This is a genomic window from Nonomuraea sp. KM88 (assembly GCF_052245635.1).
Taxonomy (GTDB): domain Bacteria; phylum Actinomycetota; class Actinomycetes; order Streptosporangiales; family Streptosporangiaceae; genus Nonomuraea.
On sequence record NZ_JBQQCC010000015.1, the window covers coordinates 153234 to 177108 of the forward strand.

General features: G+C 70.2%; 19 protein-coding genes and 1 pseudogene. 7 read left to right on the forward strand and 13 right to left on the reverse strand.

Going from position 1 to position 23875, the window contains the following annotated elements; all coding sequences use genetic code 11:
- The first annotated feature begins 59 nt into the window (after positions 1-59).
- On the forward strand, positions 60-1514 hold the full coding sequence (pdxR, locus tag ACTWPV_RS36035; protein ID WP_443155200.1) for a MocR-like pyridoxine biosynthesis transcription factor PdxR: 1455 nt from the start codon (positions 60-62) through the stop codon (positions 1512-1514).
- Here pdxR and ACTWPV_RS36040 read toward each other — a convergent pair.
- Positions 1495-2628, reverse strand: coding sequence for a DegT/DnrJ/EryC1/StrS family aminotransferase (locus ACTWPV_RS36040; RefSeq protein WP_443155201.1), 1134 nt, complete (start codon positions 2626-2628; stop codon positions 1495-1497). The two genes, pdxR and ACTWPV_RS36040, sit on opposite strands and share 20 nt — an antisense overlap.
- Positions 2625-3707 carry a GNAT family N-acetyltransferase gene (locus tag ACTWPV_RS36045; protein WP_347647171.1) on the reverse strand — a complete coding sequence of 361 codons (1083 nt, stop codon included), beginning with the start codon at positions 3705-3707 and terminating at the stop codon, positions 2625-2627. The genes ACTWPV_RS36040 and ACTWPV_RS36045 overlap by 4 nt, the downstream gene beginning before the upstream one ends.
- A 157-nt stretch (positions 3708-3864) precedes the next feature.
- Here ACTWPV_RS36045 and ACTWPV_RS36050 point away from each other — a divergent pair, with 157 nt between their 5' ends.
- The 3 genes from ACTWPV_RS36050 (at position 3865) to ACTWPV_RS36060 (ending at position 7224) form a co-directional block, all read left to right on the forward strand.
- Positions 3865-4890, forward strand: coding sequence for a phosphotransferase family protein (locus ACTWPV_RS36050; RefSeq protein ID WP_347647172.1), 1026 nt, complete (start codon positions 3865-3867; stop codon positions 4888-4890).
- Between the two features lie 88 nt (positions 4891-4978).
- On the forward strand, positions 4979-5731 hold the full coding sequence (locus ACTWPV_RS36055) for an SDR family oxidoreductase (RefSeq protein WP_443155202.1): 753 nt from the start codon (positions 4979-4981) through the stop codon (positions 5729-5731).
- Positions 5732-5838: 107 nt separating this feature from the next.
- Positions 5839-7224, forward strand: coding sequence for a GH39 family glycosyl hydrolase (locus ACTWPV_RS36060; RefSeq protein ID WP_443155203.1), 1386 nt, complete (start codon positions 5839-5841; stop codon positions 7222-7224).
- Positions 7225-7242: 18 nt separating this feature from the next.
- Here the strand turns inward: ACTWPV_RS36060 and ACTWPV_RS36065 are convergent, their stop codons facing one another.
- The 11 genes from ACTWPV_RS36065 to ACTWPV_RS36115 form a co-directional block, all read right to left on the reverse strand.
- Entirely contained in the window at positions 7243-8475 is a 1233-nt protein-coding gene (locus tag ACTWPV_RS36065; protein WP_443155204.1) for a DUF418 domain-containing protein, read from the reverse strand.
- Positions 8476-8516: 41 nt separating this feature from the next.
- The gene (locus ACTWPV_RS36070) at positions 8517-10745 is read right to left on the reverse strand and encodes a hypothetical protein (RefSeq protein ID WP_443155205.1); all 2229 of its coding nucleotides are present in this window, start codon (positions 10743-10745) and stop codon (positions 8517-8519) included.
- Positions 10746-11710: 965 nt separating this feature from the next.
- A complete protein-coding gene (locus ACTWPV_RS36075) occupies positions 11711-13027 on the reverse strand; it encodes a lipopolysaccharide biosynthesis protein (protein WP_443155206.1) in 1317 nt (438 codons plus the stop codon).
- The gene (locus ACTWPV_RS36080) at positions 13020-13823 is read right to left on the reverse strand and encodes a polysaccharide deacetylase family protein (RefSeq protein ID WP_347647178.1); all 804 of its coding nucleotides are present in this window, start codon (positions 13821-13823) and stop codon (positions 13020-13022) included. The genes ACTWPV_RS36075 and ACTWPV_RS36080 overlap by 8 nt, the downstream gene beginning before the upstream one ends.
- Positions 13820-14761, reverse strand: a complete 942-nt coding sequence (locus tag ACTWPV_RS36085; protein WP_443155207.1) for a glycosyltransferase family 2 protein — start codon at positions 14759-14761, stop codon at positions 13820-13822. The genes ACTWPV_RS36080 and ACTWPV_RS36085 overlap by 4 nt, the downstream gene beginning before the upstream one ends.
- A gap of 11 nt (positions 14762-14772) precedes the next feature.
- Positions 14773-15606 carry a glycosyltransferase family 2 protein gene (locus ACTWPV_RS36090; RefSeq protein ID WP_347647180.1) on the reverse strand — a complete coding sequence of 278 codons (834 nt, stop codon included), beginning with the start codon at positions 15604-15606 and terminating at the stop codon, positions 14773-14775.
- Positions 15607-15754: 148 nt separating this feature from the next.
- Complete coding sequence (locus tag ACTWPV_RS36095; RefSeq protein WP_443155208.1) at positions 15755-16882, reverse strand: GNAT family N-acetyltransferase; 1128 nt, start codon at positions 16880-16882, stop codon at positions 15755-15757.
- Positions 16879-17247 carry a hypothetical protein gene (locus ACTWPV_RS36100; protein WP_347775797.1) on the reverse strand — a complete coding sequence of 123 codons (369 nt, stop codon included), beginning with the start codon at positions 17245-17247 and terminating at the stop codon, positions 16879-16881. Before ACTWPV_RS36100 ends, ACTWPV_RS36095 begins: the two co-directional genes overlap by 4 nt.
- Before the next feature lie 293 nt (positions 17248-17540).
- Positions 17541-19118 (reverse strand): sigma-70 family RNA polymerase sigma factor, encoded by a 1578-nt coding sequence (locus tag ACTWPV_RS36105; protein ID WP_443155209.1) that lies wholly within the window; start codon positions 19116-19118, stop codon positions 17541-17543.
- Between the two features lie 110 nt (positions 19119-19228).
- Positions 19229-21001: a substrate-binding domain-containing protein gene (locus ACTWPV_RS36110; protein ID WP_443155210.1), complete on the reverse strand. Its 1773-nt coding sequence runs from the start codon at positions 20999-21001 to the stop codon at positions 19229-19231.
- A 134-nt stretch (positions 21002-21135) separates the two neighbouring features.
- Positions 21136-21690: a cation transporter gene (locus tag ACTWPV_RS36115; RefSeq protein ID WP_443155211.1), complete on the reverse strand. Its 555-nt coding sequence runs from the start codon at positions 21688-21690 to the stop codon at positions 21136-21138.
- Positions 21691-21972: 282 nt separating this feature from the next.
- Between ACTWPV_RS36115 and ACTWPV_RS36120 the strand changes: the two are divergent.
- The 3 genes and pseudogenes from ACTWPV_RS36120 to ACTWPV_RS36130 all read left to right on the forward strand — a co-directional run.
- A pseudogene (locus tag ACTWPV_RS36120) lies at positions 21973-22560 on the forward strand (DUF4184 family protein); the annotation flags it as partial.
- A gap of 117 nt (positions 22561-22677) precedes the next feature.
- Entirely contained in the window at positions 22678-23490 is an 813-nt protein-coding gene (locus ACTWPV_RS36125; RefSeq protein WP_443155302.1) for a TrmH family RNA methyltransferase, read from the forward strand.
- A gap of 81 nt (positions 23491-23571) precedes the next feature.
- A complete protein-coding gene (locus ACTWPV_RS36130) occupies positions 23572-23835 on the forward strand; it encodes a DUF4235 domain-containing protein (protein ID WP_347647188.1) in 264 nt (87 codons plus the stop codon).
- Positions 23836-23875: the final 40 nt, after the last annotated feature.

Below are 23875 nucleotides of genomic sequence, written 5' to 3' on the forward strand. Positions count from 1 at the left end.
CGAAGTGGACCTATTCTGTAGGGCCACTATCAGCCCCTTCGTAGAGACCACTTCCGCCGGTGCACACTCCGCCATCCACCGCGCCATCCACCGCGGGCCGTCGGCCGCAGCCTACCGCCCGCACCCACGTCGACCTGCCCGTGTCCCTGTCGCGCGACTCGGCCGAGCCGCTCACGGCGCAGCTCGCCGGCTGGTTGCGCCGCGCCATGCTGGACGGCGCCCTGGCGCCGGGGGAGCGGTTGCCGTCCACGCGGGCGCTGGCGGTGCAGCTGGCGGTGAGCAGGACCGTGGTCACCGAGGCGTACCAGCAGCTCTACGCCGAGGGCTGGCTGGACGGGCGGCACGGCTCCGGCACGTACGTGGCCGACATCGAGGCGCCTCGGCCGCCCCAGGAGAGGCCGTCACAGGAGGCGCGCGTGCCCGCCGAGCCGCTCCCGGGCAGGGAGATCGACGGCGGGATCGACCTCAGGCCGGGCCGGCCCTGGGTGCGCGACTACGACAGGGCGGCGTGGAAGCGGGCCTGGCGCAAGGCGGCCGACCTGCCGCCCGGCGGCTCGCCCGACTACTACGGCCTGCCGCGGCTGAGGGAGCTCCTCGCCGACCATCTGCGCCGCGCCAGAGGGATGGCCGTCGGCCCGGAGAACGTCCTGGTCACCCGGGGCACCGGCAACGGGCTCGACCTGTGCGCGATGGCGCTGCTCGGCACGGGCGTCAGAGCGGGGGTCGAGGACCCCGGCTATCACGTGGCGCGCACGGTCTTCGCGGCCAGGGGCGCGGAGGTGGTGCCGTGCCCGGTGGACGCCGACGGCGTCGTCGTCGACAGGCTCCCGCGCGACCTGCGCGTGCTCTACACCACGCCCGCCCACCAGTATCCGCTGGGCGGCAGGCTGCCGATCCCGCGCAGGGAACGCCTGCTGGCCTGGGCCAGGAGCACCGGCGCGACGATCGTCGAGGACGACTACGACGCCGAGTTCCGCTACGACGTCGCCCCGCTGCCCGCCCTCTACGGCCTCGACCCCGCGCGGGTGGTGCTCCTGGGCACGCTGTCCAAGATCCTCGCCCCTGACGTCGGGGTGGGCTGGCTGGTCGGCGACCCCGCGCTCGTCGAGCGGATCGCGGGGCTGCGCCACACGGTGGCCGACCGCACCAGCGGTCCCGTGCAGCAGGCCGTCGCCACCCTGCTGGAGCGCGGCGACCTCGACCGGCACCTGCGCAGGATGCGCCTGGAATACGCGCGCCGCCGGGCGCTGGTCGTCGACCTGCTCGGGCCCGTCTGCAGGCTGCGGGGCGACACGGCGGGGCTGCACGTGCTGGCCGAGCTGCCCGAGCCCGTCGCTCCCGCGGTCGTCGCGCGGGCCAGGGAACACGGCATCCTGCTCGACTCCATCGAGCACCACCACCACGGCCGTCCCCGCCTGCACGGCCTGGTGATCGGGTACGGCTCCGCCTCGCTCGCCGACGTCCGGCGCGGCTGCCACATCCTGGCCGGCCTGATCAGGCGGGCGACCGGCTGACGGGGCCCTCCGGGGGCTCCAGACGGCGCAGGACGGGCAGGGCGCGGGCGGCGTACAGCGGGTCGACGGGCAGCACGTGCCCGGCCCACCAGCGCGCCGGGGCGGGGTGCGGTGACGCCTCGGCGTAGCCGGGCGCGTAGTCGTCGTACGGCGGGTCGTACAGGTAGCCCGTCGCCACCCCGTGCCACTCCAGCTCGGCGATGGCCGCGTCCCTGTCGCGGACGAGCAGCGGCACGCGGAACAACGGCTGGTCCAGGTTGTCGCGCACGGCGGGAGCGACCGTGGGCAGTTCGGCCAGCCGCCGGACGCCCGCCAGGCGGCGGGCCCGCGTCCTGGGCACCTGGGCCAGCCGCCTTGACCGGTACCAGCGGACGAGCCGGCCCCGGTGACGGCGGTAGTTGTGCAGGTCGGCGCGGACCCAGGGGTCGAAGGGCGGCAGCGCGGGCGCCTGCTTGAGCGCCGCCCGCAGCCCGTCGGGGTCGAGCGGGATCCGGTAACCCTCGCGCGACTCGTGCAGGCCGAGAGCCCTGGAGAGGGCGAGCGCGGGGCGTACGAGGTTGGACCGGAGCGCCGCCTGGCGGGCCATGGACGTGGCCACGCTCATCAGGTCGGCGCGCAGCGAGCCGGGGGCCAGCAGCTCGTCGCGGGCGCGGGCCAGCGCCCTCATGTCCGACACGCTCTCGACGGCGAGCACGCCGCCCGAGCCGGCCCCGGCGTGTTTGGAGAGGCTGAAGACGCCCGCCTGGCCGAACGTTCCCAGCGGCCGGCCGTCGACGTGGCTGTCCAGGGCGTGGGCCACGTCCTCGATGAGGATCTTGCCGGTGAGGGCTGGGACGCGGTCGGGCAGGCCGTACAGGTTGGTGGTCAGGACCGCGTCCACGCCGTCGAGGTCCACCCGGGTGACGTCGATGTTGCCGTCACGGGGGGAGAGCGGCGCGATCACCGGCCGCAGCCCGGCGGCCAGCACCAGGAACAGGATCTCGTCGGCGGAGATGGGCGACATGAGCAGCCGCTGGCCGGGCCGGCACCAGTGGCGTAACGCCAGGTAGAGGCCTAACCGGTTGGACGGAAGCGACAGACAGTGACGGCCTGTGCGCTCTGCGATTGCCTTCATCCTTGTAGGACAGTACGCAGCTTTCCATACGTTTTCAACGCTTTGTCGGCCGTCTTGAGCAAGATCGGGTTGGCCATCACCGTGGCGCGCGTCTTGCGCGCGGGCACCCGCACCATCCAGTGCAGCCCCGCCGCGGCGCCGACCCTGGCCACCCGGCCCTCGGCCACCTGCAGCTCGCCGGTCTTGAGCTTGTCTTTGTACTCCTTCTGGCCCCGGCCCATGTCGATGACGCGGATGCCGGCCTCGGCGGCGCGCTCGGCCATCGCGAGATGGTGGATGAGGCCGGGGGAGTATTTCGCGAAGCGGGGGTCGTAGGCGGGGAACCAGCCGACCAGCGCGGTGCCGGTGCGCAGCCCGAAGTGCCCGGCCACCGGCTGGTCGTCGGCGTGGACCATGTCGAGCACCCCGGCGAAGCTCTCCGACCGGGTGGCCAGCAGCCGCTCGACCAGCTCCACGATCCACCGCTGGGAGAACCGGTCGGTGCGGCCCGTGCGGCGGTACTGGTCGGTCTTCCAGCCGAGCAGCGTGCGCAGCGGCGCCACGTCGGCGCTCGCGTAGTCGTGGCGGATCTTCCCGACCTCGCGCTCCAGCTTGCGCGCCTTGGCCAGGGTTGATTTGTACGTCTTGCCGGAGTGCTGCCTCAGGAACTCGGTGTAGCGGTCGTAGCCGTCGCTCAGGTCGATGATCGGTGACGGGTGCCGCTCGTGCCGGGGTTCCAGCAACGGCTGCCCGGCCACCAGGTGGTCGAACTCGTAGACCGACAGCCCGCAGTCCCTGATCAGCCGGCGGGGATCGAGGTCGAGGCCCTTGACGTGGACGATGCCCTGCGCGTCGGTGAGCCCGGCGGCGACCGGCTTGCCGATGCCCAGCGGATGCCGCTCGAAGGGGAAGAACCCGACGATCTCCGGACCGTCGTGAAGCACGGCCACGCGGACGACATCGCGGACCTCGCCCACCGTGATCGTGAACTCGGGCGACAGGAACGGGTTGTCGAAGACGGTGCCGGGCTCCTGCAGGCTCCGCCACCGATCGATCTCGGGCTCTCCCAGCTCACGAGGCAGGGCAAGGGTGACGCGCATGGGCTCCTACTGTGTGCAGCCACTCTGTGTCCAGCGTCTGGGCAGACGTGTACTCCCCAGGGTAAAGGATCTCGCGCCATGCACATCGCCGCTGGTCTGGAACGTTACGCAACTCCCAGCTGGCATTCAGCACAGAATGAGGTTCTAATGTGTGTTCATGACCGTACCTGGCATCGACCACCCCAGCCTGGTCGCGTGGATGGGCCGTAACGTGCCCGACGCGGGCGAGCCCCTGTCCGTCTCGCTGATCTCGGGTGGGCGGTCGAACCTGACGTATCTGGTCGAGGCCCGCGAGCGCCGGCTGGTGCTGCGCCGGCCGCCGCTCGGCCATGTGCTGCCCACCGCCCACGACATGCGGCGCGAGTTCCGGGTCATCTCCGCCCTCGCGCCGACGCCCGTGCCGGTGCCGGGTCCTGTCGCGTTCTGCGGCGACGAGGACGTGATCGGGGCGCCGTTCTACCTCATGGAGTACGTGGCCGGCGCCGCCGTACGGACCAGGGAAGAGCTCGGCCACCACACGCCTGAGCAGGCGCGGCGGCTGTCGGAGCGGCTGGCCGAGGTGCTGGCGGCCATCCACGCCGTCGACTACCGCGCCGTCGGGCTCGCGGACTTCGGGCGGCCGGAGGGCTACATGGCCAGGCAGCTCGACCGGTGGTGCCAGCAGTGGGAGCGGTCGAAGACGTCGGAGTCGCCGGAATACCACCGGCTCGTCGGCCGGCTGCGGGAGCGCTTGCCCGCCGAGTCCGCCGGCACGCTGGTGCACGGCGACTACCGGCTCGACAACACGCTGATCAGGCTGGGGGAGCTCGAGATCGCGGCCGTGGTCGACTGGGAGATGTCCACCCTCGGCGACCCGCTGGCCGACCTGGGGCTCACGCTGACGTACTGGCACGACGCGGGGGACGACGAGCGGGCGGGGATCCCGGTGGCGGGCGACGTGACGGTGGCGCCCGGGTTCATGAACGCCGCCGAGTTCGCGAGCCACTACATCAAAACATCAGGTCGGGATATTTCGGATCTTGGGTTCTATGTAGCTTTCGGTAACTTCAAGCTGGCGGTCATCGTGGAGGGTATCCACGCCCGCTTCCGGCAAGGTAAGACCGTGGGAGAGGGATTCGACCACATCGGCTCCGCCGTACCCACGCTGATCGCCCGCGCCCACCGCATGCTCGACCAGCACTGAAGAAGCTCGGCCGGCGAACGACCGGCACTCGACCGCGGCCGAGACGCTCGACCAGCCTGGACCCCGGGCCGACCCCGCAAGGAGCGCCATGAGCACAGTTGCACTGATCACCGGAGCGGCCAGCGGCATAGGAGCCGCCGTGGCACGCCGGCTCTCGGCCGGCGGGGTCAAATGCGTGCTCGTCGACCGCGACGGCGAGGGCGTGGAACGGCTGGGCAAGGAGGTCGACGGCGCGTGGCTGGCCGCCGACGTCAGCGAGGAGCAGGCCTCGCTCGACGCCGTCGCGCTGGCCGAGCAGCGGTACGGCCGGCTCGACCTGGTCCACCTCAACGCCGGCGTCAGCGGGCGGGTGGACCTGGCCGACTTCGACGTCGAGCGCTACCGCCAGGTGGTCGGCGTGAACGTGGACGGCGTCGTCTTCGGTGTCCGGGCCAGCGTCCCGCTCCTCGCCCGTTCCGGCGGCGGCGCCATCGTGGCCACCTCGTCGCTGGCCGGGCTCGTGGCCTTCTCCGGCGATCCCGTCTACACGATGACCAAGCACGCCGTCGTCGGCCTGGTCAGGGCGCTGGCCGAGCCGCTGGCCGCCCAGAACATCCGCATCGGCGCCGTGTGCCCCGGCTTCACCGACACGCCGCTGGTCGCGGAGTCGCGCGAGATGTTCGTCAACGCGGGCTTCCCGCTGCTCACCGCCGGCGACGTGGCCGCCGCCGTCGAGTCCGCCTTCTACGCGGAAACCCCGGGCACCCTCCTCATCGTCCAGCCTGGTAGGCAGCCGGTGCCGTACCGTTATGCCGGGGTCCCCGGCCCCGCGGGCGGCCAGCGGCCACCACGTGTGGATTGAGGTACGCGATCTACAAGTGGGACACATAGCCTCATTAAGGCTGGCCTACGCCCAGCCTTTCTGTATGTTCGTCCTCTTGTGGACTCGTGAGGAATGAGGAGCGTTCAGTGATCCCGACCGATGGCCGTCATGCGCGCCGACGATCGCCCTGGCCCATAGCCCTTGGAGCCGGCATCCTCGCGGTCGTCCTCGTGGCGGGCATCATGGTCTACGCCTCGCTCAGGTCGCAGGGGCGCAGCGACTTCGACGGTCAGGTCGCCACGAGGGTGCCCACGGAGCCGGCCCCCCGGCTGGAGGAGCCGCCCGCGCTGCCCAACTGGCCGCGCTGGGGCGTCACGCACACGCAGTTCAGCGCAGACAACGAGCCGGAACACGTCCTCGAGCAGGCCAGGGGCGTGCTCGGCCGGGTGCCCATGGTGCAGAACCAGCACATCATGGGCTGGGGCGTCGGCAACCCCGAGCCGAGCCCGGGACAGTTCAACTTCGGCGACCTCGACCGGCGGCTGACCTTCATGTCGTCGTCGCGAGGGCTACCGGTGATCACGTTGTGCTGCGCGCCCGACTGGATGAAGGGCGGCAAGGCCGGGCGTACGGACTGGAGCAAGAACCACACCGTCGCCCCCGAACCCGAGCATTTCGACGACTTCGCCAAGCTCGCCGTCAGGGTCGCCAAGCAGTATCCGACCGTCAAGCACTACATGGTCTGGAACGAGTTCAAGGGCTTCTGGGATCCGGCCACCAACAAGTGGGACGCCAAGGGATACACCGAGCTGTACAACAAGGTCTACACGGCCTTGAAGAAGGTGAACAGCGACATCAAGATCGGCGGGCCGTACATCCCGATCGAGAGCAACGCGAGGAGCCAGGAGCCCTCCGAGCTCAGCGGCTCCTGGGGGTCCGTCGACCAGCGCGCGCTCGACGCGGTCCAGCACTGGATCGACCACAAGCAGGGCGCCGACTTCATCGTGGTCGACGGCGCGTCGATGACCAACGACAAGGGCAACGTCCCCAACGACTTCGCCGCCCAGGCCAAGTTCGGCGCCATCACCTCGTGGCTGCGGCAGAAGAGCGGCGATCTGCCGGTGTGGTGGGCGGAGTGGTACGTCGAGCCGGAGAACTCCGGATGGACGGAGGAGCAGCGCACCGCGGTGCAGGCGACGGCACTGATGGAGTTCGCCACCAGCGGCGTCACCACGGCGCTCTACTGGAACCCGCAGATGAAGGACGAAGGCGAGTGCCCCGGCTGCCTGTGGGCGCCGAAGGTGGGCGGCGAGATGCCGATGGCCGGCCTGCTGAGCGGGTTCGCCAAGTGGTTCCCCGCCGGGGTCGAGGTCTCCAAGGTCAGGACCTCCGACCAGCGGATCAGAGCCATCGCCCAGCAGCGCCAGAGCGTCATGGTGAACACGTCCGGCCAGGACGTCACCGCGACCGTCGACGGCAGGCAGGTCACCCTGCGGCCGTACGAGATCAGGTGGTCCGGCAGAGGCATGTGAGCATGCCTGCCGGGTTCCTCATCGGCGACCGGGAAGGCGACGGCTCGCTCCGATCGGGCGGGCCGGCCTGGTCCCGTACGTCAGGTAACGCAGCAGCCACTCCACCGGCCCGTACCCATGCCCGCCGAGCCACCACCGGCTGTAGACGACCTGGGCGGCGAAGACGCCCGCGGCGATCAGCAGCTCCATCGGCGGGCTGACCCGGTCCACGAGCGCCAGCCCGTACCCCGTGAAGATCAGCGCGCAGATCAGCGACTGCGCCAGGTAGTTGGACAGCGCCATCCGGCCGGGCGCGGCCAGGGCTCGCCCGATGCGCGGCACGCGCGGCAGCAGCCGCAGGAACGTCGCCGCGTACGCGGCCGCCAGCAGCGGCGCCGTCGCCAGATCCACCGCCTCGCCCCAGAACTTGTGCACCACGCCGGTCCAGGCGGCCAGCGCGGCGAAGGACGCCCCCGCCAGACCGGCCGTGAAGCCCGTCCACTGCAGCCTGCGCAGCGTTGTCGCGTGCGCGGACAGGTCGCGCAGGGCGCCTGACTTGCCGGCCGCCAGCCCGAGCAGGCACGCGGCCAGCACCGCCGGCCCCTGGAACAGGACGCGCAGCACGGTGATCAGCGACAGCTTCCTCAGGTGCTCCGACACGATCTGCCAGAAGCCCCCGCCCAGCGCCGCGTCCGACCTGGCGGCCTCGGCCGCGCCGTCCGTCATCGTGCCCGACAGATCCAGCCCCAGCGTGGCCAGCACGGCCGCCAGCACGAAGCCGAGCGCCAGCACCGCCGTCAGCGCGACGGCCAGCAGCACGGCAGTCCTGGGCCTGATCCGGTGGAGGAACAGCAGGGCCAGGCCCACCACGGCGTACGTCGTCAGGATGTCCCCGGGGAACAGCAGCACGGCGTGCGCCAGCCCGATCAGGAGCAGCCCGGCCAGCCGCCGCAGGAACATCGGCCGGAACGCGCGCCCCTGCCGCGCCGCCGAGTCGAGCTGGAGCGTGAAGCTGTAGCCGAACAGGAACGAGAACAGCAGGTAGAACTTGTTCTCCACGAACATCGTCACGAACCATCGCACGGCCCAGTCGGACGGCGAGCCGAAGGCGGGCTCCGCCATCCCGGCCATCCGGTATCCGGAGGCCAGGAAGGCGATGTTGACGACGAGGATGCCCAGGAGCGAGAAGCCCCGCAACGCGTCGACGGAGACGATCCGTGCGGCAGCGGTACGTGCGTCCGGTCCAACGGGAAGTGCCCTCTGTGCCCTCATTAAGGGCATCATCCCGTAGAACCTGAGAGTTTCCTGGGAATTCAGTTATTTTGTGCGATGTAAATGAACCGTTCGATGATGACCGCGATGGCCACCACGAACGCCGGGACCGCCAGGAACAACAGGCGTTTGCGCGTCTTGCGCGCCCGGTTGGGACCGTTCAGGCGGATGATCTCGTAGCCGAGCAGCGCCACCCACGTCACGATCAGCGCCCCGATGCCGACCGGCGTCCACGGCGAGGTGGGGTCGCCGCGGCTCTTGTAGGAGTTCGGTTCGGGGATCTCCGTCCCCCTGACGAACTTCTTCCAGGTGTAGAGCGCCGCGTCCTCGTTGGAGAACACCCGTTTCAGGCTGGGCGAGGTGTCCAGCGCCGCACGGAACTTGGCCCCCCAGTCCGCCGGATAACCCTCGTTCAGCTGCAGGTAGCTCACCTGGCCGGTGCTCACCATCAGGTACGAGTTACGCGGCTGCTCCTGCAACGCCTTGACCGCGTCGGCGATCTTCGTCGGATCCTTGTGCACGAGCGCCTGCACGTTGAAGCTGACCCGCTCGACGTCGCGCTCGCCCCACGGCAGGGTCGGCGTGACCTCCGGCCCCAGCTTGGGCACCAGATAGAGCACCCGCGCGCTGGGCTTGTCGTGGTCGTAGACGTAGTGCAGGGCCGCCACCTCGCCGGTGGTGACCCGCTCGAACTTCTCGTTGCCGTACCTCGCCAGCAGGAACGCCATCGCGAACAACACCGCGAAGCACGCCGCGAGCACGACCGAGATCTTCCTGGTCAGCTCGGGGTTGAAGCGCACGTTCCGCTTGCGCAGCGGCACGGTCTCCTCGCGCACGTCGGCGCTGTCGGCCGGCAGGTTGGGGAAGAACGCGTACGCGGCCAGCAGGCACGCGCCGGGCAGCGCGAACATGTAGATGCGCAGCCCGATCTCGCCGCCGTAGCTCTGCAGCCCCAGCGCCAGCACGGGAACGCAGAGCAGGATCAGCGCCGACCTGTCGAACACCCCCCGCCGCAGCCGCCGGAACAACCCGGCGGCCGCCAGCCCGAGGATCACCACCAGGATGCCGAGCCGGGCCTGCAACACCATCGCGTGGGCGGGGTCGGTGCCCTCGATCCGGTCGCCGGTGTTGCTGCGCAGGTTGGACAGGACGTTGCCCAGGCCACCGAAGATCGTGTCGATCTGGCTCGCCCAGAAGCCCACCGTCATGTAGCTGATCCAGGCCGCCACCACGAGCCCGAGGAAGAACGGCAGCCCCCACGTCAGCGAGGTCCGCTTCACCAGCAGGAACGCCGTCAGCACGCCGAGCATCATGAAGGGGGTGATCTGGTGCGAGGCCACCGACGCGATGAACAGCGCCAGCAACATCATCAGCATGAGCAGCTTGTCGGCCCGGTAGGTGCCGGTGTTGGCCAGCTCGCCCGGCGTCATCGCGTCCAGCCTGCCGAGCAGCTTGCGCAGGCCCTTCGGGGCGATCGGCCTGGTCCGCGGCTCGACCCGCCCGAACCATCGCAGCAGGATCGCCACGTACGCCAGATACAGGGCGAACGTGAAGCCCTGGGGCGAGAAGTAGTCCTGCCCGATCCACTGCACCAGCACGAACAGCAGGGCCGCGAACCACCGCGCCCGCGTGGTCGCCACCACCTGGCGCAGGATCAGCACGAACGGCAGCAGGTAGAGCAGGTTCGACAGGAGCGGCGTCCACTGCAGGATCGTCGTCATGTCGCTGATGCCGGCGGCCTTCGTCACGAACGCGAACAACGCGAAGAAGCCCGGCCAGCCCATGCGGGCGTCGATGCCGATCGCCGTCTCGCCCGTCCTGCTGATGAACTCCACGAAACCGGCATGGATGTACGCCGTCGGGAAACGCGGCTCGCTCGCCACGAGCGACCCCACGCCGTGCAGGGCGAACGCGATCGCGGCGATCTGGAACAGCAGCAGGAACTTGCGGTCGGTGCTCTGGGCGACCGTGACGAAGAACGACACGAGCATGATCAGGATCGCCAGGAACGCGGTGACCGGGAGCGCCGAGATCAGCCCGAGACCGTCGATGTCGGCCGGGTCCACACCCCGCAGCGGCCCCGGGGACACCTTGACGGCGAGCACGAACATGAGCAGGCCCTCGAGGACCAGCAGCACGGGCAACCACCGGGGCGCGCTGGCGATCAGCGCGCTGACCCGGGCTTTCAGCGACTGCGGTCGCGCCGGCGCCCGCTGCGCGACCGGCCCTCCGGCCGGACCCTGCGGCAGCGCCTCCTGCACCACACCCACGCGCCCGTACGGCGGCCCCCCGACGTGCGCCCTGCCGGCGGGTCCTCCACCGACGGGCCCTCCGACATGAGGACTCCCCGTTGCGGGCGGCGCTCCGGTGTTCGGGTTCCCGCCGTGTGGGGTTGCCGCTGTGGGTGGCGCTCCGAGGTTCACATTTCCGGCGTGAGGGCTTCCCGTGGCCGGGGTCGTGGCCGGCGGCGCTGCGGTGTTCGGGTTCCCCGCGCCGGGGCCCCCCGCTGTGGGTGGCGTTCCGGTGTTCGGGTTCCCGGTGTGAGGGCTGTCTGTGGCGGGCGGCGCTGCGCTACCCGGGTTTCCGCCGCGAGCTCCCGGCTCGGCCTTCCCGGCCGGTTGCGGACGCACACCCGCCTGCCCGCCTCCCGCCGGTTTCGTCCCGCCGGCAGCCTGCGGCTTACCGGCACCTGGTGACGTACCGGTGCCCGGTGCGGCTGCGGTCGGCTGGGTGCCGCTGGAAGGCTTCTCCTCGGACGGTCCTGGGCCGGTGGCGGGCTTCGTTCCACCGGAGGGTTGGGAACCGCCCGACGACTGCGATCCGCCGGACGGTTGCGAACCGGACGGCTGCGAACCGGAGGGTTGCGACTTGCCGGACGGTTGGGAGCCGCCGGGTGGCTGGGCGTCGGCGGCGGGTGGCGGGCGGAGCCCGGGGCTGGTCGGGGCGGTCTCCGGTGAGGAGCCCGCGTCGCCCTTCCCTGGCGGAGGTGTCACCGGGAGGCGGATGGCCGTGGTGCGCTCGGAGCCGGGCTCGGCGGCGCTCTCCGCGGCTTCCGCCTCGGTCTCCTCAGACGTGCCGGAGCCCTCACCAGGGGGCTCGAACGTCAGCTTCGGGATGATCCCGGTAGCTTCCGGATCGAAGGGCACGTCTGAGTCCTCCTTGTCCCCGCGCGCATCCTGGGAGCCCGTGGTCCCCGGTGTCACGCCATTGCTGTCCCGTTGCCTCGCGTTGACCATCATGCGGTCCCGGACGACCCCTGAGTGACAGCCGGTCGACCTGTATCGCCGAATCCGAGAATCTTACGCAGATTTCCGAAGATCAACAGCGCAACGAGGAGCTCGCTGGCCAGCAGACCGTATCCCACCGCGTTCACCCCGGCGAAGGGGAACAGCACGAGCGTGGACACCAGCACCAGGACGGCCAGCCCGATCTGGACGACGGCCAGCGTGCGCGCCCTGCTCTGGGCGCGCAGCGCGCTCAGATAGACCTCGATCAGCACCCGGGGCAGTACGGCGAGCGCCATGAGCCGCAGCAGCGTCGTGCCCTCCTCGGCGAAGGCGGGCCCGAAGATGGTCAGGATGAGCGGCGCCCCGGCGATCGCCACCGCGATGATCGGAACGACGATCATGAAGGCGCGCCGCAACGCCCGCCGGCAGTTCTCGGCCAGCTGGGACCGGTCGAACGCGCCCTCGACGGTCAGCGACACCGCCATGTTCATGGCCAGCAGCTCGATCATGCTGGCCAGGGTGTGCGCCATCGAGAAACGCCCGAACGTGGCCTCGCCCACCTGGGTGGCGATCACCACGGGCACCAGGTAGACGATGGCCAGGATGGACAGCGTCCCGGGGAAGTCACCCGCCAGGAACCTTCCAATTTCGCGCAGACGAGGAGGCTGCAGCTCCGCGCCGGCCTGCCTGGTGTGCCGCGGCACCACGACGCCGAAGATCAGGAAGTTGATCGGGATCAGTGCGAGGGCGGTCGGGACGACCCAGGAGACGAAGATGCCGCCGGAGGGCAGCGCGCCGGCGAGGGCGACCAGCAGCCCCATCTTGACCAGGCCGAAGACCAGGTTGTTCAGCGGTACGAACGGGGCTCTGCGCAGGCCGGTCAGCACGACGTCCTGGAGGGTGAACACCGCCCACACCACCACGGACGCCAGGAAGAACAGCCCCGGCCCGAACCCGGCCAGCACCGAATAGGTCTCGCCCCACAGGGGGAGCGTCAGCAGGAAGCCGACAGCGGCGACCCCGCCCGTGGCGGCGGCCAGGCCGTACCCGCGCAGGATGAGCTCGGGCGTGCGGCGGCCGGCCACCGGCAGGTAGCGGGCGAGCGCGCCGACGAACCCGAGCGCGACCAGCGACGCGAACAACCGCATCGCCGTGATCACCGCCTGGCCGCGGCCGAACTCGTCGGGGGTGTAGTAGTGGGCGGCCAGCAGCCAGTAGCCCATGCCGAGCACGCCGGTGATGACGGTGTTCGCCATGAGCGCGTAACCCTGCCGGAACAGCGGGTTGCGCAGGTCGACGAGGATCCGTCCCCAGACCCTAGACATTGCCGCGCACCCGTTGCAGCCCGTACCTCGTCCTGCGCACGACGGCGTAGCCCTTGGTGAGGATGCGCTCGCGCATGTAGATGAGAGGTACGGCGGTGCCTTCGACGGCGCGCTTGAACATGTTGATGGTCGTGCCCTTGCCGACCGTCAACCGGGGAATGGCCAGCATGTCGTGCCGGTCCGCGGCGATCGTGTTGCTGACGGCGCAGGCGGCGAAGTAGCCGGCCTTGCGCACCTCGCGGCGCACGCGGGCGCTGGAGTAGCCGTAGGGGTAGGCCATGGTGGCGACCGGCGCGCCGATCTTCTCCTCCAGCAGGCCCTTGTTCCTGCGCAGCTCCTGCCGGAGGTCCTCGGTGCGGAGCTGGTCGAGCTGGGGGTGGCTGTGGCTGTGGCCGCCGATCTCGATGCCGGTCTGCGCGGCCTCGCGGGCCTGGCCCCAGGACAACATGTCGTCCAGCGGCCTGCCCGCCGCGTCGTCGCCAGCGTCGGACACCCAGCCGCTGGTCAGGAAGACCGTGGCGGGGAAGTTGTAGCGTTCGAGCAGCGGAAGCGCGTGGCTGTGGAAGTCGGCGTAGCCGTCGTCGAAGGTCACGACGACCGGCTTGTCGGGCATCGAGCGGCCGTTGTTCTTGTTGAGCGAGGCCACCAGGTCGCCCAGCGTGAGCGGGGTGAAGCCGCTCTCCGACAGGTAGGCCAGCTGCTCGGCCAGGTCGGAGGGCCGCACCGCGTGCGGCCTGGTGTCGTCGTTGGGGCTGTCGGTGACCGAGTGGTACATCAGGATCGGGACGCGGATCATGAGCGTGCCACCTTCAGCCGTGCCGTGCCCACCACGTATCCCCAGGTCGTCCAGGCCAGCCCGATCACGATCGCGGCGGCCCGGCCGAGCCCGCCCAGGTCGCCCCGCAGGGCCTCGCCCACGCCGCGCAGCGCGCCGAGCGGCAGCGTCTTGATCGCGTGAGCCCGCTCGCTGGCGAGCCCGTCCTGGGTGCCGACCTCCTGCGTCACCAGGGCCTTCGACAGGCCCTCCGCGTAGCACCTGGACCGGAAGTAGGCGAAGCCCTCGCGCTGCTTCGACACTTTGTGCCCGATCATCGCGCGCGGCTCGAACAGCATGACGGAGCCGGGCTTGCGCTGGGTGAGCCGGATGCAGAACTCGGTCTCCTCGCAGCCCAGCGGCCGCGACTTGCGCCCCTGGACGCTGCGCCCGATGCCGCTGTGGAAGCCGCCCACCTCGGACACGACGTCGCGCAGGAAGGCGGCGTTGCCGCCCATCACGTTGCGGATCGGCGCCCTGACCGCGGGCATGCCGCGGTAGGTGCAGCCGACCGTCCAGTCGAACTCGTACGGGAACCACCGCGGCCGCCTGCCGGACGCCCACAGGGGGTCGGTGCGACCGCCCACGCCCACCACGCCGGGTTCCTGGAAGCCCTCCTCCAAAGCCTCCAGCCACCCGGCGTCGGCGACGGCGTCGTCGTCGAGGAACGCGACGATCTCACCGTTGGCCGTGGCCGCCCCGGTGTTCTTGCCTCCGGACAACCCCTGCTCGTGCGTGTTCTCCACCACGATGGCCTGTGGATATTCGCGCTTGAGCTTGAGGTGCAGGTCGGGGTTGTGGTCGACCACCAGGATCAGCTCGTGGGCCGGGCGGGTCTGGTTCTCGACCGACTCGACTGCCTGCCTGATGTCCTCCCACCGCTCCTCGGTGTAGACGCAGATGACAACAGACGTGTTCACAACGGTCCTTTTTATGCGACGCCTCGGTCAGCGGCAGGAGTGGCGGTGGGCTCAGGCTGGGGCGGAGAGGGCTGGCGGCGCCACTCCTTCAGGATGGTCTTGAGCACACGGAAGCCATCTCGTACGACGTGCAGGTTGCTCTCGCCGTGGATGCGGTTACGCTCGTGACTCGGCACCTCGTGCACCTTCAGCCCGGCCTTGGCCGCGCGCACGTTCATCAGCGTCTCCACCTCGAAGCCGTCGCAGTCGAGGTCGAGCACGTCGAGGTGGCGCGCCCAGAAGGCGTTGTAGCCGTAGCACAGGTCGGTGTACTGGGTGCGGTACATCACGTTGACGATGCCGGTGAGCACCTTGTTGCCCAGACGGCGGTTGAGCGTCAGGTCGTCGCTGCCGCCGCCGGCGGCGTAGCGCGAGCCCTTGACGAAGTCGGCGCCGGTCACCAGCGCGCCCACGAAGTTGATGATCTCGCGGCCGTCGGTCGAGCCGTCGGCGTCGATCATCACGATGATGTCGCAGGTGCACGCCGCGAAGCCGGCGGCCAGGGCGTCGCCCTTGCCCTTGCCCGTCTGGGTCACGACCTTCACGTTGGGCCGCAGCCGCCTGGCCACGGCGACCGTGTCGTCGACGGAGTTGCCGTCGACCAGCACGATCTCGTCGACCCACTGCGGGATGGTGGCGAAGACGTGCGGCAGGTTCTCGGCCTCGTTCATCGCCGGCACGACCACGCTGACCGTCGGTGAGATGGCCAGGTGCGGCGTCACGGGCGTGAAGCTCGACGGTGGCGGCATCGACCGTAGGGGTCCGGCCTGGAGCTTGCCGTTGTGCTTGGTTATCTCGGGACTCATGGCGAGGGAATTCCTTCCGGGACCCCGTCGTGCGAACCGGACGAGGCCATCCCCGGGTGCCGCGGGAATGACGAAACCGGTGGGCGGTGCATTGGGGTCCTGTGTGGAGAGTGAGGGTGTTAGGTGCTGGTGCCGGGGGTGGGAGCGGTCAGCTCGCTCCCGATGCTTCCTTGACTACATTGGGTGACTCCTGCTGTTGCACTGAGGTGCGCACCCGACCAAAGCCCTTGAGGACACGGTCGGCCGCCTTATAAAGAGACGGTCGGTCCATGACAATTGTTCGGGCCTTGTTGAAAGGAGTTCGGCCGATCCAGTGCACCGCCGCGGTCGCGGACGGTCTCGAGATGCGGCCTTCGGCGACGTACAGGACCCCGCTCTTGAGCCAGTCTTTGTACTCCTTGCCGCCCTTGCCCATGTCGACCATGTGCAGCCCGTCGTTCGCGGCGGCCTCGGCCATCTGGAGATGATGGACGATGCCCGGCGAATAACGGGCGAACTCGGTGTCGTAGGAGGGGAACCACCCTACAAGCGTGGTGGCCGTACGGAGGCCGAAATGTCCAGCCACGGGAGTGTCGCCCGCATAAAGCATGGTGAGCACGCCTCCGAAATCAGATGACTTTTCGGCATGCATCATTTCCGTCAGCTCGACGATCCACGGCTGGGCGAACCTGTCGACCCGGCCGGTCCTGCGGTATTGGTCCGACTTCCAGGCCAGCAGGGTGCGCAGCACCTCGGGGTCGGGCGAGGCCCACGCGAAGCGCAGCTCTCCCTGGTCCCTGCCGAGCTTGCGCTCCTTGTAGCGGACGGTCTTGAGGTTCTTCGGCGAGTTGGCCTTGACCTGGTCGATCCAGGCCTCGAACCCCGAGGTGAAGTCCATGACCGGGGCCGGGCGGACATCCTGCTCGTAGGGGGCGAAGGTGGGCTGTCCCGCCACCAGATGGTCGAAGTCGAACACGCTGAGCTTGCAGGCCCGCAACAGCGCCTTGGCGTCGAGCTCCAGGTCCGGCGTGGCGATCAGGCCGTGGCAGGTGGTCAGGAAGCCGCCGAGCGGCTTGCCGATGCCGAAGCTGTGCCGTTCGTACGGGAAGAAGCCGGCGATGCCGCCGCCGTCGGAGATGACCGCCACCCTCACGTAGTCGCGCAAACGGTCCATCGCGACGGCGAACTCGACGGAAAGGAACGGGTTGTCCAGACCCGGGTCCGCCTTCTGCAGCTCCCGCCACCGGGCGCGTTCGGAGTCTCCGAGGTCTCCCGGCCGAACTACCTGGATGTTCACCTTGCCCTGGCCCCCTGTTCGGTCTGCATGCTCTTCCCCCGGTACAACACGCGAAGCACGTACATGAACCCTCCGAGCACGGCGACGGTCGCCACACCGGCCCTCGGCGACCACGCGTTGAACAGCAGCATGGCCTGCGCGAGAAGCACGTTCAGTACGAGACTTGCGGCAGCCCCTACTGATAGTGCGGCAAGGGGATCACGATCACGCAACAGTCCCACCACTGCGGCCCCAGGAACGAACAGAAGGAACAGGGAGATCAAGAACGGGCGCAGCGGTGTCTCGATGTCGAACAGCGCGACTATCGCCCCCGCTATGCAGGCGAACGCCAGCACCCACGCCAGCGCTCTGCGGTGCTTGAGCATCTCCTGGTTTTCTCCTGATCTTCCTGGTCGGGGCGCGTTTGATCGCAGTTCATGGGACCAATCAGCGCCTGGGCACGTCAATGCCGACGCTTGGTGACGCTGACCGGTTCACTCTCGGGCTGAGATTTCTCATGTGAACTTCAACACACGGTCAAGCGCACTTCGGCCCCGGAGTGGTCCCCAAGCACACCAGAATGCCCTATGAGGCAGGGGATCTTCGAGCCAGGGCCCGAATTATGCCTAATTGTCGACTAAGCATCGATCTACCAGCGCTTGGTGCGACGATGACCCGTTCACTCGTCCATGGTGTCCACGGAGGAGCTCTCCGCACCGGCGGTGGGCGTCTCCGGTGGCTCGGTGATCTCCGTGGGCACGTCGCCGTCCGGCGCGTCGGAGGCGGGCGGCGGCTGGTCGGCCACCCAGGACAACGAGCAGGATCTGGTGCCGCCGTTCGAGGTGAAGGCGACGCGGCCACGGCCGGGCACGGTCGGATCGACGGCCGTCACCACCACCCGCACGGAGCCGCCCGCCTTGATGGACCCGCTCGCCGGGTGCACGTCCAGGCCCTGCGAGGCGGTGGCAACCCAGGAGACCGGGGCGTTGCGGGCGCTGAGCCCGATCCTGGCCAGGCCGTCCATCCCCTCCGGGCACGACGCGACGAGCCGCGGGCCGGGCGCGGGCCTGCGCCGGGAGGCCGTGGGAGCGGGCGCGGGCCTGGTGCGGGGCCGCGTGGCGACCGGCCGCCCGCTCGGCGCGCGCCTGTCCGGCCGGGTCGCGCTCGGGGTCGGCGTCCGGGTCGGCGTCGGCGAGAGCGCCGGCTCGTCCTCCTCCTCCAGAACGGGAACGGGCTCGGGATCGGGGCTCAGCGCCACGGAGAGCGCGGGGGACGGTGCCGGCGGCAGCGCGGCGCCGCTGGAGACGTCCCGCCCGTTGATCACGACCACGGCGCCCGTCGCGGCCAGCAGACAGGCCCCGGCCAGCGCGACCGGCGCCAGCCGGCGCGGCCTGCGCCGGCGCGAGCGGCCCTCGGCGGCCACGGGGAACCCCGTCCGGTCGAAGCTGTCGCCGCGGTCGGTGATCAACGTACGGGTCTGGTCGCGCTCCGGGTTTACGCACGTGTCGACCACCCGGCGGCGCAGCGACAGCGGCGCGAAGACGACCGGCACCATGTCCAGCAGCCGAAGGGCCGAGATCTGCCGGTGCCGGCCCTCGGTGCACACCTCGCACCCGCCGATGTGCCCCGACAGCCGCCGGCGCAGCAGCGGGGTGAGCGGCCCCTCCCACGAGTCCACCATCGCCGACAGGTCAGGACAGTGCGCCCGCCCGGTCCTGGCCAGCACCACGGCGGCGGCGGCGTTCTCCAGGTGGTCGCGGGCGCGGCCCAGCCTGGCGGTCACCTGCCGCGAGGTCAGCCCGAGCACCGCGCCCACCTCGGCCGGGGTCAGCCCGTGGCGCAGCGACAACACCAGGACCTCGCGCTCGTTCCTGCTCAGCTCGCCCAGCGTCTCGTGGACCAGGTCGGCCAGTTCGGGGTCGTCGTGGTCGCCGGGCTCCGGCAGCGGCAGGCCCTCCACGGGGGTGCCGCTCCGGTGCGACATCCTGGCCTGCGCCTGGAACCGGGCCAGCGCGTACAGCCAGGCCCGCAGCCTGGCGGGCTCCTTCAGCCGGTCCACGCATCCTTGCGCGGTGACGAGCGCGTCGTGCACGGCGTCCCCGGCGACCTCCCGCTCCTCGATGAGCGAGCAGGCGTAGTCGTGCAGCCGCTCGCCGTAGGAGTCGTACAGCCTGGCGGGGGCGTCGGTGTCCGCGCGCCGCAGAGCCTCGACGAGCTCCTGATCGTCGGTACGGTCGACGCTCGGCCATCCAGGCACGGATTCCCTCCCCGCGGGTGGTACGGGCTACTCAGCCCCACGCGGAGAGGACGCCGCCCCCTTTGAGCCGGTTCGCCCACCATGCCGAACGGTTATGAGGGTGGGCGGGTTCAGCCGTCGCAGTTGGGGGAGCAGAGGCGGCGCTCCATGCCCTGCAGGAAGAAGTCGCGGACCTGCAGGATGTCCTTGGCGATGTACGCCTCGCCGCCCGTGGCCTTGGCCAGCGCGTCCATCTGCCGCTTGCCCTTCTCGGCCTCCGGGCCGAACGCGATGAGCAGGATGCTGATGGGCCGCTTCGGGTTGTAGGTCTTCTTCAGGTACCGCAGGATCTCGGCGTTCTTGACGCCGCCGTCGGGATCGTCGTTGCCGGCGCCGTCCGTGAGGATCAGCAGCGTGTTGATCTTGTCTTGCCGGAACGTCTTGGTCAGCTCGGCGTAGGCGGCCCTGATCGTGTCGTTCAGCCCGGTGTCGCCCGTGGGCTTCGCCTGGATCTGGGAGAACGTCGTGGCCAGCGCCTCCTTGCGCAGCGCCCCGTCGATCGACTCGGAGAGCGGCCCGACGGAGACCAGCTCCTTCCAGTCCTTGTCGCGCCCGTCCAGATGCGTGGAGAACGTCCACAGACCCACCTCGGAGTCGGCGGGGAAGAGCGCGAGCCCCTCGGTCGCGATCTTGTTGATGGCCTGCATGCGGGTCATGTCCGTGCCGGGCACGGGCAGCGCCATCGTTCCCGAGACGTCGAGCAGGGTGAGCAGCCGGGAGCCGAGGTTCAGCCTGGACCAGGTCTGCACCATCCTGGCCACCGTCGCGGTGTCGGGCGGCTCCAGCGCGGTCGGCGGGTCGGCGGTGAAGCCCTTCTCCTCCGACAGCGCGTCGCCCGCCTTGCCGTCGGTGCCGCGGAACCCGGCGGCGCGCAGGATCTTCCCGGCCGACTCCGTCGTCAGGTTCTGCTTGAAGTCCGCCGCCGCCTTCAGCACCGCCGGGTCCTTGGTCAGGATCGTGACGGGGTAGTCGAGGCTGAGCGTGCCTTCCTTCGGATAGAGCGCCACCACCGGCGCCTCCGGCTTCTTCGCGTTGTGGGCATGGATGGCCTGCTCGGAGGTCACCCCGACGGGCACCCTGCTGGACTTCACCGTGAGGCTGGCCAGCAGCGCCGTCGGGTCGGGCGCGAGCTGGCCGGACAGCTCCTTCAGCGCGCCCACGAGCGCCTTGTCCTGCTTGGCCTCCCTGGCCGTGCCGGCGGCGGCCAGCAGCGCGGCCAGACCGGCGGAGTTCTTCTGGGGGTCGAGAGCCAGCACGCGTACCTTCTTGCCGGGCCCGTCCACGTTCGCGACGTTCGCCGCCGCGATCATCGCGCTCCAACTCGGCTGCAGGGTGCCGGTGAGCTTCTGCGCGGCCGACTCGGCCGCCGCCAGCACCACGGGAGAGGTCGCGATCGACCCCTCGACCTGCGGCAGCGCCTTGCCTGCCGAGGTCTGGCGCATGCTCTCCATCAGCAGGCTGGAGTCGGCCACCCAGAAGTCGGCCGGCATCTTGCCCGCGGCCAGCGCGTTCGCGGTCTTCGCCGCCGCCTGCTTGGCCACCGTCACCTCGACGCACTTGCTGTCGATCGAGTGCATGGCCTTGTTGTAATTGCCGGCGATCTTGTTGAGCGCGGGGTGGATGTCGGGGGTCGCGACGACGCGCAGCGGCAGCTTGCCGCTGGAACAGTCGTGGTTCCTGTTGAAGATGACGAACGCGGCGACGCCGAGGAGCACGGCCATCGCGACGGCGCCCGCCAGCGGCACCAGCACCCTGCCGCGACCGTTGCCGGATCGTTTGCGCGGGGGTGGAGGTTCGCTGGCCCGGTATCCGCCGTCGAGATCGTCTGTGCGGTGTCGCCCCACGATGCCCTCTTAGGTGTGTAGGAACCTTCCGGAGACCCTAGCGGGAGAAGCTCCGCAATACTCCGGGAACGATACTCGGTGCGGTCAGTGTGGTTAAACAGCCCTTTTGGTGCGTTGATTACGGTGTGTTGCCTTCAATGGCAGCATGCGTGACCGCGCCAGGCGCGCCTTCCCTCGCGTACGGCGATCACCGCCAGGGCGACCGCGACGGCCGGGTCGACCCACCACCAGCCGATCGTGTTGAGCCACAATCCGGCGAGCACGCCCGCCGCCATGGCGGCACAGATGAGGTTCTGCGTGCCCTCGCCCGCCGTCGACGGCGACGCCAGCCGCGCGCCGAGCCGCCGCTTGGCGATGCCCAGCAGCGGCATGCTGACGAGGCTGACCGCCGTCACCACGATCCCCAGCACGCTCGGCACCGCCCGGTGCCCCGCGCCCAGGTCGTACGCCACGTGGATGACCAGATAGGGCGCGAGCAGCCAGAAGCTCACCGCCACCGCCCGCCTGGCGGTGGTCTCCGCGCTCGGCGACAGCGTGCGGGCGCCGGTGAACCGCCACACCACGATCATGCTGGCCGCCGCCTCGACCACGGCGCACAGGCCCCATCCGATCAGCGCGACGGAGTGTGCCACGAGGCCCGCCGCCAGGCCGAGCGTGCTTTCCACGCCCAGCCAGACGAGCGTAGCCACCGAGAGTGAGCGAGCCGCGCGAGCGGCGCGCAACCAGTCTGCTGACGCGGCCGGATGCTCACGAATCCGCTGGTCAGGCACCATGAACCCCCGAACTCCCGGCTTCCGGCCGTCGACAGCGCTACGTACCGTACCCACTACTCTCCGTAACTCTAGAGTGCGGGAGCAAAGGATGTTCAAGGTTCGACGCATAATGGACGAAGATCATCAGATGGGGGGAGACGATTGCCGTTCACGCCCAGTCACATCGCCGCGGTGGTGCCGCTGCTGGCATCTTCCCGGGTGCGCAGGTTCGCCGACCCGTGGGCGCTGGCGCTGGGGGCCATGGCGCCCGACCTGCCGCTGTTCCTGCCGTTCCTGCCCGACTACACCGACTGGCACTCCTGGCCGGGCGTGGTCACTCTCGACCTCGCCGCGGTGCTCGTGCTGCTGCCGCTCTTGCACGTCGTGTTCAGGGACCCGCTGGTCGCCCTCCTGCCCGCCGCGCTCGCCGGCCGCGCCGCGCTGCTGGCTCCCGAACGGCTCAGGCTCCTGCCGATCGCCGCGGGCGCGGTGATCGGCGCCGCCTCTCACGTGCTCTGGGACTCCTTCACCCACTCCACCGGGGTCGTGGAATGGGGCGGCCGGCTCGGAGACCCCCTTTTCGGCGAGATCCCGCTCTTCCGCCTCCTGCAGTACGTCTCCTCCGCGATCGGGCTGGCCGTCGTCGTGTGGTGGGGCCGGCGCGGACTGGCCAGGATGCCCGCCGAACCGGTGCCCGGCCGCCTGCGGATCTCGCCACGCGCACGGTGGTCGGTCCTGGCCGCGTGCGCGGCGGGCACGGTGGCGGGCGCCCTCCTGTGGCCGCTCGTGGACGAGCCGAGCCCGGAACTGGGCGTCCCCAGCGTGCTCACCAAGACGGGCGCGGGCACCCTGATCGGACTGTGCCTCGTCCTCACTGCTACGCGGTGGTCTGGCAGGTCAGGCGGCGCATGGCAGTATCGGAAGGTGCTTGAGTACGTCACCGACCCCGACGACCCGCGCCTGAGCGACTACACCCGGCTCAGGGACGTGGAGCTGCGCAAGAGCCTGGAGGCCGAGCGCGGGCTGTTCCTCGCCGAAGGCGAGAAGGTCATCAGGCGCGCCATCGGCGCCGGCTACCCGATCCGCTCGGTCCTGACCACCCGCCGCTGGCTGGCGCCGCTGCAGGACGTGCTCGGCGACGCCACCGTCTACGTGGTGAGCGACGAGATCATGTCCGGCATCGCCGGCTTCCAGGTCCATCGCGGGGCGCTGGCCTCGATGGAACGCCTGCCCCTGCCCGGCGTCGAAACCCTGCTCAAGCGGGGCGGGCGGCGCCTGCTCGTGCTGGAGGACCTGGTCGACCACTCCAACGTCGGGGCGATCTTCAGGTCCGCGGCGGCGCTCGGCGTGGACGGCGTCATCCTCTCGCCCCGGTGCGCGGATCCGCTCTACCGCAGGGCGGTCAAGGTGTCGATGGGTGCGGTGTTCTCGATCCCGTACGCGCGGATGGACGACTGGTTCGAAGGGCTCGCGCACCTGCGGGAGGCGGGCTGCCGGACCCTGGCCCTGACCCCGGACCAGACCGCCGTCCCCATAGACGAGGTCAGGGCCGCGGGCCGGGTGGCGCTGCTGCTGGGAGCCGAGGGCGACGGGCTCTCGTCCCACTGGCTGGAGGAGGCCGACCAGGCCGTGTGCATCCCCATGAGCGCCGAGGCCATGGGCGCCGGGGTCGACTCCCTCAACGTCGTGGCCGCCGCGGCCATCGCCTGTCACGGGCTGATGCGCTCGTCCCCCTGACGTCTCACCCCGGGTGGCTCGGCCGGGACGTGTTTAGGACGCGCACACGGGGCACGGCGAAACCGTCGTGAGGAGACGGAGATGCACCCTGTACAGAAGGCCACCTCGCTGGGCATGGGCGTGCTCAGCGGCGCGCTGGCGACCCTGTTGTTCCGCCGGATGTGGAAGCTGGCCGCGGGCGAGGACGACTCGCCCGACGCCGAGGACCTCGAGCGCGACCTGACGGAGATCCTGGTCGCCGCGGCCTTGCAAGGGGCGCTGTTCGGCCTCATCAAGGCCATGGTGCACCGGGCGAGCGCGAAGACGTTCCGGCGCAGGTCGATCCAGGGCCGGGCGAAGGTCTGACGAACGCTCCATGACCGGTCCCCGGCGGGGCGGACTCTCG